Origin of the sequence: Halonotius pteroides, assembly GCF_003605635.1 — an archaeon.
Taxonomy (GTDB): domain Archaea; phylum Halobacteriota; class Halobacteria; order Halobacteriales; family Haloferacaceae; genus Halonotius; species Halonotius pteroides.
Genome location: NZ_QMDW01000027.1, coordinates 19,380 through 34,416 on the forward strand (window position 1 = coordinate 19,380; position 15,037 = coordinate 34,416).

15 protein-coding genes are annotated in these 15,037 nt (G+C 48.6%); 8 read left to right on the top strand and 7 right to left on the bottom strand.

Features of this window, described 5'->3' with window-relative positions:
• Window positions 1-153 precede the first annotated feature (153 nt).
• Window positions 154-321 carry a DUF1931 domain-containing protein gene (locus tag DP106_RS13380; protein WP_120086094.1) on the top strand — a complete coding sequence of 56 codons (168 nt, stop codon included), beginning with the start codon at window positions 154-156 and terminating at the stop codon, window positions 319-321.
• Window positions 322-802: 481 nt separating this feature from the next.
• Here the strand turns inward: DP106_RS13380 and DP106_RS13385 are convergent, their stop codons facing one another.
• Window positions 803-1,135 (bottom strand): hypothetical protein, encoded by a 333-nt coding sequence (locus tag DP106_RS13385; RefSeq protein WP_120086096.1) that lies wholly within the window; start codon window positions 1,133-1,135, stop codon window positions 803-805.
• 705 nt (window positions 1,136-1,840) lie between these two features.
• On the opposite strand from DP106_RS13385, the gene DP106_RS13390 reads away from it, so the two are divergent.
• Entirely contained in the window at window positions 1,841-3,058 is a 1,218-nt protein-coding gene (locus tag DP106_RS13390; protein ID WP_120086098.1) for a Cdc6/Cdc18 family protein, read from the top strand.
• Between the two features lie 383 nt (window positions 3,059-3,441).
• Here DP106_RS13390 and DP106_RS13395 read toward each other — a convergent pair whose 3' ends face one another.
• The 3 genes from DP106_RS13395 to DP106_RS13405 form a co-directional block, all read right to left on the bottom strand.
• Window positions 3,442-3,822, bottom strand: a complete 381-nt coding sequence (locus tag DP106_RS13395) for a hypothetical protein (RefSeq protein ID WP_120086099.1) — start codon at window positions 3,820-3,822, stop codon at window positions 3,442-3,444.
• On the bottom strand, window positions 3,819-4,673 hold the full coding sequence (locus tag DP106_RS13400) for a ParA family protein (protein ID WP_120086101.1): 855 nt from the start codon (window positions 4,671-4,673) through the stop codon (window positions 3,819-3,821). Before DP106_RS13400 ends, DP106_RS13395 begins: the two co-directional genes overlap by 4 nt.
• A 193-nt stretch (window positions 4,674-4,866) precedes the next feature.
• The gene (locus DP106_RS13405) at window positions 4,867-5,427 is read right to left on the bottom strand and encodes a TATA-box-binding protein (RefSeq protein WP_120086103.1); all 561 of its coding nucleotides are present in this window, start codon (window positions 5,425-5,427) and stop codon (window positions 4,867-4,869) included.
• Window positions 5,428-5,718: 291 nt separating this feature from the next.
• Between DP106_RS13405 and DP106_RS13410 the strand changes: the two genes are divergently transcribed.
• From DP106_RS13410 to DP106_RS13425, 5 genes are all read left to right on the top strand, one after another.
• On the top strand, window positions 5,719-7,110 hold the full coding sequence (locus DP106_RS13410) for a DEAD/DEAH box helicase (protein ID WP_120086105.1): 1,392 nt from the start codon (window positions 5,719-5,721) through the stop codon (window positions 7,108-7,110).
• A complete protein-coding gene (locus DP106_RS13415; protein ID WP_120086107.1) occupies window positions 7,110-8,453 on the top strand; it encodes a DUF790 family protein in 1,344 nt (447 codons plus the stop codon). Before DP106_RS13410 ends, DP106_RS13415 begins: the two co-directional genes overlap by 1 nt.
• An 84-nt stretch (window positions 8,454-8,537) precedes the next feature.
• A complete protein-coding gene (locus DP106_RS13420; RefSeq protein ID WP_120086109.1) occupies window positions 8,538-8,891 on the top strand; it encodes a helix-turn-helix transcriptional regulator in 354 nt (117 codons plus the stop codon).
• A 351-nt stretch (window positions 8,892-9,242) separates the two neighbouring features.
• Window positions 9,243-9,392: a DUF7837 family putative zinc-binding protein gene (locus DP106_RS16660; protein WP_449405086.1), complete on the top strand. Its 150-nt coding sequence runs from the start codon at window positions 9,243-9,245 to the stop codon at window positions 9,390-9,392.
• Between the two features lie 581 nt (window positions 9,393-9,973).
• Window positions 9,974-10,870, top strand: a complete 897-nt coding sequence (locus tag DP106_RS13425; RefSeq protein ID WP_120086110.1) for a CheF family chemotaxis protein — start codon at window positions 9,974-9,976, stop codon at window positions 10,868-10,870.
• Between the two features lie 190 nt (window positions 10,871-11,060).
• On the opposite strand, the gene DP106_RS16585 is transcribed toward DP106_RS13425, so the two are convergent.
• Both DP106_RS16585 and DP106_RS13440 read right to left on the bottom strand, forming a co-directional pair.
• Complete coding sequence (locus DP106_RS16585; RefSeq protein ID WP_120086112.1) at window positions 11,061-11,339, bottom strand: TRAM domain-containing protein; 279 nt, start codon at window positions 11,337-11,339, stop codon at window positions 11,061-11,063.
• A 637-nt stretch (window positions 11,340-11,976) separates the two neighbouring features.
• Window positions 11,977-13,224 carry a HEAT repeat domain-containing protein gene (locus tag DP106_RS13440; RefSeq protein WP_120086116.1) on the bottom strand — a complete coding sequence of 416 codons (1,248 nt, stop codon included), beginning with the start codon at window positions 13,222-13,224 and terminating at the stop codon, window positions 11,977-11,979.
• Window positions 13,225-13,486: 262 nt separating this feature from the next.
• Between DP106_RS13440 and DP106_RS15565 the strand changes: the two genes are divergently transcribed.
• Window positions 13,487-13,828, top strand: coding sequence for a hypothetical protein (locus tag DP106_RS15565; RefSeq protein ID WP_133305152.1), 342 nt, complete (start codon window positions 13,487-13,489; stop codon window positions 13,826-13,828).
• A 63-nt stretch (window positions 13,829-13,891) separates the two neighbouring features.
• Here DP106_RS15565 and DP106_RS13445 read toward each other — a convergent pair whose 3' ends face one another.
• A complete protein-coding gene (locus tag DP106_RS13445; RefSeq protein WP_321167553.1) occupies window positions 13,892-14,962 on the bottom strand; it encodes a sensor histidine kinase in 1,071 nt (356 codons plus the stop codon).
• Window positions 14,963-15,037: the final 75 nt, after the last annotated feature.

Sequence of the window (15,037 nt, forward strand, 5' to 3'; positions counted from 1 at the left end):
CCTCTCTATCTCGTATGGTGTTCGTATCAAAAGATAGCACGGATGAACAGCCTTCGTATTATTCAACAGGACGAGTTCCAGTCGCCAGAGTAGCAAATCTACTAGCTCAGAACCTCAAACGATTATATATGGGCGGTAGAATTCTATGATGGAATGACTGACCTCATTGTCAAATCAGGCGTGAAAGAAGCACTGGCAGATCACCCGGTTTCAGCTGATTTCTACGAAGCTGTCAACGACGAAGTCGGTGAACTGCTCACTGATGCTGCCGAACGAGCCGAGGCAAACGACCGGAAGACTGTCGAACCCCGAGATCTGTAGGTCGGCAACGAATATCGGGATTCAGTTCTCAAAACGATAGTGGCGGATCGGCTGCCCATTATTTGTTAGCAGTTTCTACTAACTACCGGTCGGCCAAATCGCCACACCATCTATATGTATCGGTGCCACCGGTGGAGTGAGCCACGAATAGCTGAAATGGTGGTGTGTTGGCGTAACCGAGTTATTGGATAACTCGACTACTGAACCCGCGCAACCGCTCTATATCGGGGGTGATTTGGAGGAAATCAGTGCTTCTATAAGCGGATACTCAGAACAATTCGATTATATTTCGGATTAAAAACGACGGGAGACTCACACCAAATGCCTGCTCGATCCATTCGATGGGGAGGCTTCTAACTCGAAGCTGCCGCGTGAGATATCGATTGAAAACGCAAAATTTCGATACAGTTGATTCTAATGGCCAACCTCATAGTGCTCATGGATACCAATTCGTAGTGCAGCCCAGGATGCACCGCCACTGCTACTCATTGACGACACCCTCGTAATCCCAGACGAGACCACCCCCATCACGATGAACCTCGTATCGGTACGGCCCATGCGGGCATGTTGAGCACGATTCCTTGCCACAGGGCACTTTCTTGATGACTGTTGTCGTCTCACCCGTGTCATCAACTGTTTCAAGACGTTCTTCTTCGGCAACCTCGATCTCATCTGCCGAGAGATCAGATCGATACTCGAGCAACTCGTTAATCCACCCTTGCAGCTCTCGGAGAGTACCGTCGTTCTGTTTGGGAACACCTTCGGCGAGGTACTTTGGCAGACCCTCAGGCGGTTGAGGCTGTTCTGCTGGCATTCTTACCAAACAAAACGAGGAGATATAAGATTAAAGTTTGGTAAGATTCTAAATTCTAGTGAGGTGTAGGGAGGTTCTTTGCGTTCACGTGTGAGAGTCAACAGCATAAGATGGATCGAGCTAGCCAAGAAGTGGATTTCTGGATGGGAAGATTTTGTCGTCGAGATCTGCCAGTCAACCTTAGATCCGTATGAATGTTTTATTATGATTCTCGTGGAATATCTGAACACCCCCGTGTCCGCAGAGTCTGCAGAGTGGATAACTTATAAAACACACACCCCCCACCATGTCCGCAGAGTAGCGAGAAATAACAGGGGTTGATAGGATAAACACCGTTAAGAGAGTCTAAAAGGACGTTTTTTGAGGGAATACACGAAATATATCAGGCAGCGCAAAATGAATTCGCGTGACAAAGAAGTGTTCTAACATTTTCTTTATTTTATTTACCCACTACGGGTTTGGTTATTGAGTATTGGTAATAAAGATACCGGCTAGATTAGGCGTGATTCTAAGCAATAACTTTGTCAGGATCTATCGGCCTCTCAAATAGCCATGAGCGTCTGTACAACCGAAAGCCTAGGTGGATTATCTTGAGATACAGCGGACGTAGTGGGGGGTGTGTGTTTTAAGCCAGATTTCTTCTCCAGACACAGAAGACACTCCGGACGCAGGGGTTTTAAGTACCAACCGTGTTAGTAGTTCTCTATGCCCTCTAAATATGCAGGCCAATCGACCATCTTCGATGACGAAGAAGTCTTGTCTGAAGATTGGACTCCGGACGATTTGCCTGAAAGGGATGACGAGATCAACCAGCTTGAATCAGCTTTTGCTCCAGCAACACGGGGTGCTGGAGCCGACAACGTTTTTCTCTACGGTAAGGCTGGACAGGGAAAAACTGCGGCTGCACAAGTTGAGTTATCCGAACTTGAGTATCACGCAGAAAATGAATCCGATATCCTCGATCTCACTACGCTATTCGTCTCATGCGAAGATTTGACTACCTCATTTCAGGTTGTTAATCAAATCGTCTATCAGCTCACTGGTGAACGGATGAATGGACTTAGTACGTCAGAGGCATTTGACCGAATGTTTGAGGAATTTAACAAAATAGGTGGGACTATTATTTTGGTTTTAGACGAAATTGATAATATTGGAACAGATGACAAAATTCTTTATTCTATTCCCCGTGCAAGATCAAAAGGGTATGTTAACGAGGATGTCTACCCGAGCATTGTAGGTATCTCAAATAACCTCAAGTGGCGAGATAACCTCTCACCTAAAGTCAAAGACTCCTTGTACGATGAAAGTGTCCATTTTGTTCCGTATGATGCTAAACAACTTGGAGAAATTCTTGAACGTCGTGCAGAAAAAGCGTTCATTGATGAGGATGTGCTAGGGAATGATGTCATACCAATAGCATCTGCTTTTGCTGCACAAGACAAAGGTTCGGCACGACAGGCTATCGGGTACCTACGCAAGGCTGCAAAGCTTGCTTCCTCCAAGGGTGATGAAACGGTTACTGAATCTCATGTTAGGGAAGCTGAGGCATTGATTGAGAAAGAGCGAGTTGAGGAGGGTATGCGAGGTCTCACAACTCAAGGTCATCTTGCCCTTGCTGCGACAACCGCACTAGAATTATCAAACGACACTCCAGCTAGAACCAAAATCATCTATGGTATTTATAAAACTATGGCGAAAAAAATTGATGTCAATATTCTCGCTATGCGACGAATGAGAGATCAACTTCATGATCTCGATATGCAAGGTATCATGATTCGATCTGAATTTAACGATGGATCTCAAGGCGGTCACTATTATAAATACGAACTCGGTATTGAGACCGAAGCAGCCGTTAGCGTGCTATCAAATATTTCGCGTCTTGATGAAATTGACCTCAATAGTATCGAGAGCGCACACCGGTGACGTTTCGATGCCCGAACGACGACTGTTAGTATCAAACTGACGTGAACGGAACGATAACCATTGCAGACTGTTACCATAGTGGAGAGAGCACTACCCAAGCGATTGCGCTTCTGCTCAAGAGACTATGTCGATGCCTCGACTATGGATGAGTTTCTTTGACTGGAACAAGATAACCAAACCAATGCTAGACGGCGAAACATTGTTTTTCGAAATCGCTAGTTCATACAACAAGAATCGACGGTTTGATCCTTCCAATCACTTCTGACGAGATTCGGAGAGAAGCTGCTCGTAACTCTCGACAGAAAACGCCTGGATACAAAGCCATTTTCTAAAAACGGAAACAGATACGAAAACGCAAACGCAAACGAGTACGCAAACGCAAACTAGTAGTCGTTTTCGACTCTTTGAACCCGTGCCCGCTTTTCAGCTTCGGCGAGCTCTGGTGTTACGTCCTGAATGCTATATCGAACTAATAACCGCAGTAACTCACTGCGGTCGCCTTTTGAATCCTTGTCAGACCCTAACTCGGAACGTAGGGTTTCGACCGTTGACTGAAGCCGTTCAGGATTCTGTTTTAATGCTTGGAAGAGTGCGGCTGTGCGCTCATCACGAAATGCAATGGTTTTTGACACATCTCCGGACTCGATACGACCCATCGCCTCTGCGAGGTCGTCAACAAAATGCTCGGTGGCTTTTGCTTCCTCATCGAGAGAACTGCCGCGATCATCTTTCATACTATCAGGAACTTGTATATCGTCGCTCATCGTTTACCTCCAATACGATCAACTAGTTCACGGGCGTTGGCGAGGTAGGCTTCCTTTGCACGGCTGGCTGTAGCCGAGGGCTCTTCGAGCTCGAAAATAGTCTTTCCTGCTTCAGTTGCGTTTCTGATGTCTTGTGATTTTGCCACCGGGTTAGGTGCCATTGCACCGTTGAACTCCTCTTGATAGCGGTTCATATAATCATCAGCGAGAGTGGTTCCTCGCTCGAATTTATTTGGTATTACCATGGTAAGTTCTGCATCGATATCCCAGTTTGAACGATATTTATCGATATCCTCAGCTAATTGCTTAAGCTGACCAAACTCGTAACTCCCCATCTCTACAGGTGCGATTATGTTTTCAGCTGCCCACACTCCATTGTATGGTACAATCCTAGACAATCCCGGTAGATCGATTAGGATAAAATCATATCGGCCTTCGAGATATTCGTCAACAAATGCTTTTAGCCGACCGTAGCGATCCTCTCGATCCTCAACATTGTTCAGTTCACCATCGACGCTATCGAGTCCTGGATGTGCCGGGATCAGATCCATGCCCTCGTTTGTCTCGTAGATTAAACGATCAAGGATGGCATCAGCACCGTTCATCTTCACGAGTTTTCCAAAGTCGTCGTCGAATACCGATGAGAGGTTAGGGAAATCCTCGTCATTCTCGATTGCCTTCTGTTGTGGTTCGTAGAGACCGAACTGTTTGGCGAGATCCGACTGTTTCCCTGCTAAGTCAATCAAGATTCCTTCATGACCTAATTCAGTGAGTGCTCGCCCAAGATGAGCTGTAGTAGTTGTCTTTCCGGTTCCACCTTTGTCGAGGAATACTGCTGCACGTATTGTCATATATACGTATGCGTTTCCGCAAACGCATATATTTACGGGTGGTAAACCGCTTTGGAGTCAAACATCGTGGGATCAGCGTGTGATACTACGACTGGCAAGGTGAACCTCCTCGGGGTAACCCGAGGCACTCGGTCTACTCCGCCTGTAAAAGTGAGAATTAGTGTAATGTGGTAGCCTCTACAGGCTCCGACAATCAGCCGGCCAATCCAAGATCGTCAATCCGTTCGGTCATCTTCTCGACGCCTACAGTGGCGTCTTCTGGCGTTTTGCCACCGGTAATCACGATTTTTCCACTCCCGAAGAGTAGAATGACGACTTCAGGATCATCCATTCTATAGACGAGCCCTGGGAACTGCTCTGGTTCGTACTCGACATCTTCGAGTCCAAGTCCAATTGCAAGCGCGTTGAGATTGAGGCTGTAACCGAGGTCTGCACTGGAGACGATATTTTGGACGGTGACTTCAGGATCGTCACCGACTGGAATACCCAGCCCCTGTAATTTTTCGAAGACAATATCCAGTGCGCCGTGCACCTCATCGGTACTCGATGCACCGGTACAGACGATCTTCCCGGAGCGAAAGATCAGTGCGGCGGCCTTCGGGTCATGCGTCCGGTAGACTAGTCCGGGGAAGTTATCAGGGTTAAAATCGGCTCCTGGGATGTCGGTCGCAAGTGCTTCGAGATCAAGTTCCTGGCCGATCCCTGTGGAGGCAACGACGTTCTGGATTTCAATTGTTTCTGTCGGCTTGACCATGTGTTAGTAGTACAATCGGAGATACAGCGGACTGATATAAAAGTGGTATATAAGAATATATAAAGGCAGCTCGGATATCCGAGTGTGTACACTAAATTATAGTATTCCCAGAGTGCAGCAGCATAGCTGTGGTCAGCATGCCACTGCACACCCCACATACCAAGTGTAAAAACCCTGATTTCGACCATATAAAGCGAATATACGCCGTTAGTGGTTTGATCGCTGGTTGATTGATTCATTTGTGTTGTGACCCAGCAGCGACAAGTACGTCCCCGCTGTAGGCCGAACTGAATGCGTCTCTCGTTCGACGACGGCACTCTCTTGATTGAGGATGCTCCCGATACTGTCCCTCACGCTGAATGGGACGACCGTGTTGAGGAGTATCGGGCCCAAGCCCAGCACTATCGAGAGATCTACGAGTGGGCCACCGGTGACGGCCAAGCCACGCTTCGGGAATCGCCGGCGAGTTCAGCGGGATTCGAGGACGCTGCTCGTTCGTTTTCTGAATTCGACCTCACGCCATCGGTCGCTATTGAACCACGAGACTACCAACAGGAGGCACTGACTGCGTGGCGAGAAAATAGCCGCCGTGGAAGTGTCGTCCTCCCGACTGGCAGTGGTAAAACGTTCCTTGCTGTCCAAGCCATCGCCGACGCCGGTGTTAGTACGCTTGTTGTCGTCCCGACGATTGATCTCATGAACCAGTGGCACGCCACCCTCACCAACGCCTTTGGCGAGCAACTGCCAAATGGCGTCGGCGTTCTCGGTGGTGGCAGCCACAACGTGACCGAAGTCACAGTCACGACGTACGACTCTGCCTACCGGTACATCAACGAGTACGGTGATCGATTCGGCCTGCTTGTCGTCGATGAGGTTCACCACCTTCCGGCACCCACCTACCAGCAGATCCCCGAGATGACGATAGCACCGTATCGACTCGGGCTTACGGCTACCTACGAGCGAGCAGACGAGAAACACGAAGTCCTTGAAGATCTTCTCGGATCGGTCGTCTATCAGGAGGCCGTCGATGAGTTGACCGGCGAGTATCTCAGCGAGTACGAAACGATCCACCTACAGGTTGAACTCACTTCCGACGAACGGGAGACCTACGACGAAGAGTACCAGATTTACCGCGATTATATCGATACTCACGATATCGAGCTCTGGAAGGAAAACGGCTACCAGGAGTTCCTCAAACGCACCTCGTATGATTCGCAGGGGCGGCGGGCTCTCATCGCTAAACAACGAGCAGAACGCATTGCTCGAACCGCCGAAAAGAAACTCGATACACTCGATAACCTCCTGAAACGCCACTACGACGACCGGACGATCATCTTTACCGCCAACAACGAGTTCGCCTACGAGATCTCGCAAGAATTCATTGTTCCTTGCATCACTCATCAGACAGCCACTGACGAACGAACAGAAATCTTGGAACGATTCCGCACTGGTGAATACTCAATGCTGGCGACCTCCCAAGTTCTCGATGAAGGGATCGATGTCCCAGCTGCCAACGTCGGGATTATCCTTTCGGGGAGTGCGTCCAAACGGCAGTACGCCCAACGACTCGGCCGAATCCTCCGCCCGACTGAAGACAACCAACCTGCTCGGCTCTATGAGATCATCACTGAAGATACGATGGAGACCTACGTGTCAGATCGCCGCCGACAGGGGGTGGCCTGATGCTGACTGCCGACCTCGCTCGCTCCCGGACGGACGGCGACACGGTCACGCCATTGTTCGTTGATCCGGACGATGACCGATATCAACAGACAGCAACCGAACTCATCGAAATTTTCACCGAGCATCTGGGCGAGCCGAAAGGCGAGGTAGAGGCGACGATTGACGAGCTAACCATCGCCGATACGGACTACAAAATTGTCCAAGGGCTAGCGAAACTCCTGCAAGACGAGTGTGAGTTCGAAGTCGTTGCCCCGGTTGATCCACAGGAAATCCGTCGGCGACTGTTCGAGAAGGCCAACGACTCGTATCCGGTCGTCCGCCAACCGACACTCGGGGATGATACTCAACCGCTGGATATCTATAGCAACATCGCTGACCGACTCGGCATCTCACTTGAGGAGTGCTACAAGGGAATGTATGCGGATCTCGACGAGAACAAGCGACTCGTCCGCTTCGGGAATCAGGCCATCGAGGGTCACGATGGTGAGGTGACGACGAGTACCACACAGCTCACCGGTGACAGTGCGGAATCGTATGCCGATGATACGATCACTGTTGAGTGGCTACTCACCCGCTACAATCTGGCGTTAGCGCAGGCTGTTCTCTATGATGCCACAGAGATGCGGATTCGCGTGTGGGATTCCTTCTCGACGGTGTTCAGCTACGTCAAGCTCTTCGGGTTGATGCATCGGATCTATCCAATCGACAACGCCGGAAGCAGGGTTGAGAGTACGGACGTAGCCGATGGATACGAGGCTGTGCTTGATGGTGCTGCCTCACTGTTTTCGAAATCGCGGAAGTACGGCATTCGGATGGCGAATTTCCTGCCAGCTCTCCCGTTGTGTACGCGCTGGGAGATGGAAGCCGAGATTCTTGATGAGACAACCGGGACAACGGATCACCGCCGAACGCTTGCGTTGGATCACACTGACGGCCTCTCTTCACACTATTCGGCACAGAGCGACTTTGACAGCGATGTCGAACGAACCCTCGCTGACAAGTGGGAGCGGGCGAATACTGAATGGGAGCTCGTACGTGAGGATGATGTGCTCGATCTCGGTGCAGAGGTGATGTTACCCGATTTTGCAATTGAGCACCCTGATGGTCGGCGTGTAATCCTCGAAATCGTTGGCTTCTGGACGCCAGAGTATCTCTCCGAGAAATTGACGAAGATCAGGGAAGCAGACGCAGCAAATCTCGTAGTTGCGGTTTCAGAACGGCTCGACTGCTCGGCAGACGATTTCGAAGGGATGGACGACCGGGTGCTGTGGTTCAAATCTGGGATTCATGTGTATGACCTCGTGGAGTTGGCTGATGAGTATGCCTTGCCGACAAATACCTGAGATTCACAACTCAGTGGTTAGATTATTTCTTGGTTAGGAGACCTCTATCGACAGATTTAGTGAAATTCGGATCTATGTCATTGTGTGAGCGTTGCTGAACCTCCCGTTGAGCTATCCGAATCCCAACACCGTGGACTGGAACTGATCGAGGAGACTGGCGGTCTCCACCAAAGTGAGCTCTGGAAAGAACTGGATGTCTCTTCGCGCACGGGGAGCCGCATCGTTGATCGGCTGTTAGAAGCCGAGTTGATTGAGCGTACGGAAACGATGTACAATGGCAGGAAGACATACTACCTGACACCGACTGGTGCAGATCTCGATTACCGCTTGTTGATGGCTGGTGATATGCTCTCACCGCTTATTGGTGAGGATGATGTCGATTCGCAAAGCGATGTGTTCACTCAGTGGGTGATGAATCTCCAGTATGAGCAAGAGTAACTCTGATCGGTTGGTGCCTTCTGATAGGTACGCTAGGATTCGAACCCAGGGCCTTCCGGACGCCTTACCAGCGTTTCAGTCAGTGGCCGTGCCGCGCGGACTCACGGCCCTGCTGGTGAGACGCGCTCCGGTTGTTCTGCCGGACTGAACTACGCACCCGCTGAATAGCTTCTCTGTTCCGGTGGCAAAACAAGTGGTGATCTGCACAAGCAACACCTCACAGAGCTAGTTTTCCCGTCTCGTATCATCGTGTTCAGTTTCGCTGCGGGTGGATGAGTATTTTGTAGATACAATTTGTATGACTAGCTGGAACTTGGCAGGTCGTCACACGCTCCAAGTTCCTCTTCGCGTATGACCAAACACGATCAGTCGGTTGGTGTTTGTCCGTTCTGTGGTTCGGTACTCACAACTGGGTCAGTGTTGATCAGATACGAGTCTGATGGTGAGCAGCGTGTTTTTGCTCGGTGTTCGGAATGCCGCGAACCAGTCCATCCTGAGTGAATCCACCGGTGGACAAGCCGACTGTAGTCGTTGAGGAACTCTGAGTGAGCGACGATCAACTAGCGGTTTATCGAAAGGAGTGGGAGAGTGAAAGTGGGGCCGTAAGTCTCCCTACAAGTTGTGGATGAGTAGCACCAGTAGGGTGGTTATGGATCTGGCTGTTGGATCGGAATCAGCCACTGGCTATCTTCGCTGCTCAGAATAAGTACTTTCTGTCGGTGACAGTGGTGGGTACTTCTAAAGCGATGAAAGCAGCAGGTATATCGAGTAACGCTGGTTCAAATTCTTACCTAACGACCTGGCGTTTACCGGTTCTCTGTTTGGTAAGATAACCGACTCAGCTCAGTGTGTAGATACCGGATCTCAATCACTGATGAGGCACTATTGTAAAATATGTTTGATTACATACAATTGCAGGCAGTTGTATGCGATGCAACGAACAGAGAGTGAATACAGTAAAGATCATCAGCATCGTTGCCTTGCATCTAAGAGTGCCAATAACGGCATTCAAGTAGTTGTAGCCCCTGTATATGGTAAAATGAATAAGCCAGAGATAGCAGGTATCCAGGGGGCAGTGCTGCATGAGTGGTAAGGCAGACCGCACTGAGACGAGGGTGATAAATCAGACAGAAAATAAAATATCTGATACGACTGGTAAGTTCACTATAGCTGTCAAAAACGGCACACAGGTTGATCAAGTTTCATGGCTGGAAGGCCGAATTATTTTATCTGATCAGCGGCTGATCCTCCTCGGCGATAGTGGACAGCTCGCTATTGATTTCTCAGATATCACTGGACTTTCAGGGCAGAAGCAACCTAATCAATCGTTAGCTGCACTCTCAGATTATATGCGAGTCGAGTTAGGAAGCGACGTTGTTATTATCGTCCCAGAAGCGTACGAGTCGTTCAGGGAACGGTTCTATACGGCCACACTTGAGGGAGAAACGGTCAGATGTAAGCATCCAGCGGTCAGCGGCGGTGTGGTACAGACGGCGAGTTGGGAAACAGCCAGATTAGGGATTAACCCGAATCATGTCGTGGTAACCCTAAATGACGGTACACAGGCGACTTTGGAGTTTGAAGAACTATCTGACACAACTGTGACCAAGCAAACAATTAACGGAGCAGAACGAACTGTTATTCGTGCCTCACATCTGTCTGATGAAACCATGGTAGAGACCCACATTGCGGTTCCACAGCGAGCTCGTGTGTTCGCTCAATCGCTATTCAAGCAGGCAGAACGGCGCAGTCAGACAGATATTGAACTGACACGAACTGAGCAGGAGGTGCTGTTGGCACTACATACCGGAGTCCGACCGTTTGATATTCCATCGTTCGTCGGGAGCGACGTGACGACGATTGAAGAGACATTTGACCAACTTATTGAATACGGTATTATAGATCGGGTACGGATGAGACAAGAGGTTGAATTGAACGCCAGCGGTCGTAACATTGCTGCCAACGCGCTTGATGACTGATGACGGTGAGACACCAGCATCGTCGTAAACCGAGAAATTGTGTTCTATCGCCGTCATATTGTGGTTGAAACTTAGTGTTGCAGTCCTGCAATTTACTATCACAAATACCTAAATCAACTGTTGAACTCAGTCATACTCACAGAGGTGGTATATTATAATTTGCCTCTCAGTCGTGTTGTGGTCTGTGGTGTCATTCAAAGACATCTGCAAAGGCGACATTCTGTTTTGCAGTCTCAATCCGAACGGTTGCCCGGCCGCAAACCTTCGTGTCCGGAGCGATGATAACATAGCCTTGACCAATCCGGGCAGTCCCGCCATCTTTGTTCCCGATGCTATTGATCTTGACTTCAGGTGTCTCGCCGGCATCGACAGGCGGTTGCTGATCGCTCTCTGATTCAGGCGTCGGTTCTGTTGGTTGATCAGCTGGGGAGTCAGATATCACTACTTCTGGGTTTAATCTCGTTCCCACCGTCTCAAATACAAATTATCATAAATTTATATCAAGCGTACGCTGTCGTGCGTTTTACTCACTTTCTTGATTGTCCAGACGGTGGTGCAGAGGTCGTGCGAGCTTAGCGTTGGTCAGTTTTTTTCCTCCAATTACGAGATCCGTCGCATAATCGATTGCATGGCCCATTGAATCCACTTCGTGTTTGATCATTACCGTGGATAGCTTCGCTGCCGTCTCGGTACTAATCGTCACTATTGTGTAGCCATCTGGAGGCATATTCGGTAGAGGGCGTTGGGTTACTGTAAGATTACCGTAATACTGCTGAGGAAGGCACTGCTAGATTGAGCCCTCCTGGTTGAGTGCTTCTACCGGCGGTTGGTTGTCGGGGGATTAGTGATTGCGGTGGTGATTATAGTGGGCTGTATAGGCAGTCAGCCAGTGCTCAGCACTGTACTGACTGTCGTTCCATATTTCACAGGATCGATTAATCCGCATCGTGAACGTCTAAAACAGCCTTTCAACAATGTTTCGTCAGGGTAATTGAGGTCACCACTGAGGTCTGTTCGAATGTTACCAGCCGGTCGTAGTCCTGAGCTGTGATTTCACTAGCGTGGGGGCCGTCTCGTGCTCGTACGTCATAGCGTACGACTGGTAATTATTCATCCGCATGCTTTTTCGTGTAGTCAGCAGGGTTACTCACTTTCGTGTATTCGATAGCCTCTTTGCGTCTATCATCTGCGGTTTTCGTCTTGATTTGATCTCGAATATAATCGATTCGCTGCATCACCCGCGAATTGATCTCATGTGTTTCAACGAACTCGTCAAGCTGGTCAAGGACAACTGTATCAGTGCATTTCGCAAGCTTTGAGACGGTCATTTTGGCTGTAGTTTCATCATCATCCCCGATTGCTGCAATCAATTTGTCCAGACTCTCGATGTGAACTGATGGATCGATGAGCTGACAGAGCACCCAGATTGCATTCCGTCGAATTTGTGGAGTTGGTGAATCCACAACAGCAGCCAACTTATTGATCGTATCTTGATCGGCAACCTGCTGTAGATGTGTTCCAACAGTTATCCTAACAGCATGACTATTTGCTGAGTCGGCGTGAGCAATTAGCTCAACTGCTGACTGTATTGCTAAGTCCTTGAGTTGGCTCTCGGGATCAGCAATCTCATTAAGCAATATCCCGAAAACAGACAATGAGCCAGTTTTTCCGAGCTCTGAGACAATCGCTCGGCGTAAGCGAAGATCGTCTTCTTTACACAGGGCCATGACTCCCCCGATAGCGTCAGGGGTTCCAATTTGCACAAGACAGCGAGCAGCGGCCGTTTTGACATCTCGATCCGTCGTCTGGAGACAATTTCTGGCAACAGCAACGCACCGTGGGTCGCCAATACGACCACACTCTTTCAACGCCCGAATTTGAATGCGCTTGTCACTATCCTGACAGGCGATAATAAGCTTTGAGACAACTTGTGGGGTGCCGATTTGACCGAGTCCAGTGACAGCTACCAACCGAAGTTCAACATGTCTACTATCAAACCATTCTACATACACTAATGGAGAAGGTGAGTCCGTCGGCGTTGGATACTCTCCTGATTCAATCTTAGATACAAGCCTATCGACTGCATTATCCTCAACATAAATTAGCACTTCTATGATATCTGCACGGACAGAATCAGTCGTTTCTGTCAAAGCAGCATGATATAATTCATCAACAACTGAGTCAGTCTCTTGATCAACAAGTGACTCAAGCGACTGCGTCAACAAATCAGCAGCCTTTCTCCGGACAGCAAGTGGTTCGTTACTGCCCAGATAGGTTACTAACCGATCATATTGTCCACTAGTAGCTATCGAGTAAAGAAATCTGGTCTCAGTTGATTGCCCATCGCTTGCCATTATGTTCACTAATTAATTTTTATTTGGTGATTCCTTACTGTGAGTCTTCAAATTCGATTTGATTCAGTATATTATTCAACTAACCGTGTGTATAGTTTGAATGTTTTGCAACTAATTAGACACTAGTACATAATTGCATAGAATTATGTTAGATAATTATAAAATATGGATGTAGCCAGACGAGAGCGGTGGCGAATGTATCGTTATAGGGACTAACCACTGAAATCACAAGAATTTACTTACTTTAGAGGAATAACTAACCATGAGTATCGGAATAATTGATAAAATAACAAAAGCCACAGGAGCCCAACAAGTAAGCAAAGAATTCGTTTATAATGACATTAAGCGAGTGTGTTTCGATGCAGATACTGATTATACGTCTATTGTTGAAGCTACGGCAGAAATTAATGATGAGGTAGCTGATCGTGTAGTAGTATGGGGATGTGGAGTATCAGAAGAGGGTTATCCGCGGGTTGCTATCCAGCGATTTGAATCGATCGATCCCGATGATATTGATGGCATAGATACGTTTGACTCTGATTCAAGTTCATCTGGTGGTGCGGCCGTAAAACGATCTTTTAGCACCCAGACAGATGGGAATTAGGTTCGCTGAATAGGTTGGAATATTTTATTGCGATATTGACAAACAGTTGTCTTGATCCAGACTTTATTCATCGATGATCTCGACATCGGTAATTTCAAATCGGGCTCCACCGTCAGAGCCTTCAGTAATACGAACTTCCCAGTCGTGAGCGGTTACGACCTCTTTGGCGATTGCTAACCCGAATCCGGTTCCATCTTTCCTACCCGAGTACCCAGATTCCCAAACGTCCTGCCGCTTGTCTCGCGGGATGCCGGGGCCATCATCTTCGATATAAAATCCTCCGGATATGCACCCCACTCTGACTGTAACATCTTTGCGTCCATGTTCAACGGCATTGTAGAATAGATTCTCTAACAGCTGGTGGAGACGGCTTCTATCAGCCTGTATTATAGAGTTGAGATCTACCCTTATTTCTGCATCTGCTGTTTCAACGGTATCCCAGCAGGCCTGGGCAGTGTCATGAATCGCAACCGGTTCTGTCTCGCAGATTGTTTGGCCTGCTCGTGCAAGGTCAAGCATATCTTCGATCAGCTCAAGACTCCGGTCAACCGCCTTTGTTGCGGCGTCAAGATGTTCGGTTTCACATGTCTTCTGAGCAAGGCTGATTCGACCCTGCGCGACATTCAACGGGTTACGGAGGTCGTGGGAAACAATGCTGGCGAACCGATCAAGCCGATCTCGTTCTTGTTCTAAAGACTGCTGGTATGACTTGGATTCATGAATGTCGATATGAATCCCCACCGCTCGAACTGGATCACCCTTTTCGTTACGTTGGAAGATTTTCCCTACATCACGAATCCACTTCCAGTCTCCATCAGCAGTTTCCATTCGATGTTCAGTGGTATAAAAATCGGTTTTGCCAGCGATATGGTCATTGAGTGCCGCCTCAGCAGCATCGATATCGTCGGGATGGACACGACTTTTCCACGCCTGCAGATGTGGTTCGATTTCATCAAGCGAGTGGCCGAGCATTGCTGCCCACTCCTCGTTGAATTCGACATGGTCAGTTTGCATATCCCAATCCCATACACCGAGTTTGCCCCCTTTTACGGCCAGTTCGAACCTATTTTTGAGTTCCTGAATTTCTTCTTTGCGCTGTTTACGTTTGGTGATGTCAATCCCTGAGGAGAGAATGCCGGTTGTATTTCCTTCTTCGCTCTTGTGGCGTAGATTGTTGGTGAGTTAGAGCACAGTTTCAAGAATTGTCTC

What these genes read in the sequence shown, in the direction of transcription:
- DP106_RS13400 (WP_120086101.1), bottom strand. Translation starts at nt 4,673, where the DNA reads ATGACAATACGTGCAGCAGTATTCCTCGACAAAGGTGGAACCGGAAAG.
- DP106_RS16660 (WP_449405086.1), top strand. Translation starts at nt 9,243, where the DNA reads ATGACCAAACACGATCAGTCGGTTGGTGTTTGTCCGTTCTGTGGTTCG.
- DP106_RS13415 (WP_120086107.1), top strand. Translation starts at nt 7,110, where the DNA reads ATGCTGACTGCCGACCTCGCTCGCTCCCGGACGGACGGCGACACGGTC.
- DP106_RS13425 (WP_120086110.1), top strand. Translation starts at nt 9,974, where the DNA reads ATGAGTGGTAAGGCAGACCGCACTGAGACGAGGGTGATAAATCAGACA.
- DP106_RS13410 (WP_120086105.1), top strand. Translation starts at nt 5,719, where the DNA reads ATGCGTCTCTCGTTCGACGACGGCACTCTCTTGATTGAGGATGCTCCC.
- DP106_RS13395 (WP_120086099.1), bottom strand. Translation starts at nt 3,822, where the DNA reads ATGAGCGACGATATACAAGTTCCTGATAGTATGAAAGATGATCGCGGC.
- DP106_RS15565 (WP_133305152.1), top strand. Translation starts at nt 13,487, where the DNA reads ATGAGTATCGGAATAATTGATAAAATAACAAAAGCCACAGGAGCCCAA.
- DP106_RS13390 (WP_120086098.1), top strand. Translation starts at nt 1,841, where the DNA reads ATGCCCTCTAAATATGCAGGCCAATCGACCATCTTCGATGACGAAGAA.
- DP106_RS13380 (WP_120086094.1), top strand. Translation starts at nt 154, where the DNA reads ATGACTGACCTCATTGTCAAATCAGGCGTGAAAGAAGCACTGGCAGAT.
- DP106_RS13440 (WP_120086116.1), bottom strand. Translation starts at nt 13,224, where the DNA reads ATGGCAAGCGATGGGCAATCAACTGAGACCAGATTTCTTTACTCGATA.
- DP106_RS13385 (WP_120086096.1), bottom strand. Translation starts at nt 1,135, where the DNA reads ATGCCAGCAGAACAGCCTCAACCGCCTGAGGGTCTGCCAAAGTACCTC.
- DP106_RS13405 (WP_120086103.1), bottom strand. Translation starts at nt 5,427, where the DNA reads ATGGTCAAGCCGACAGAAACAATTGAAATCCAGAACGTCGTTGCCTCC.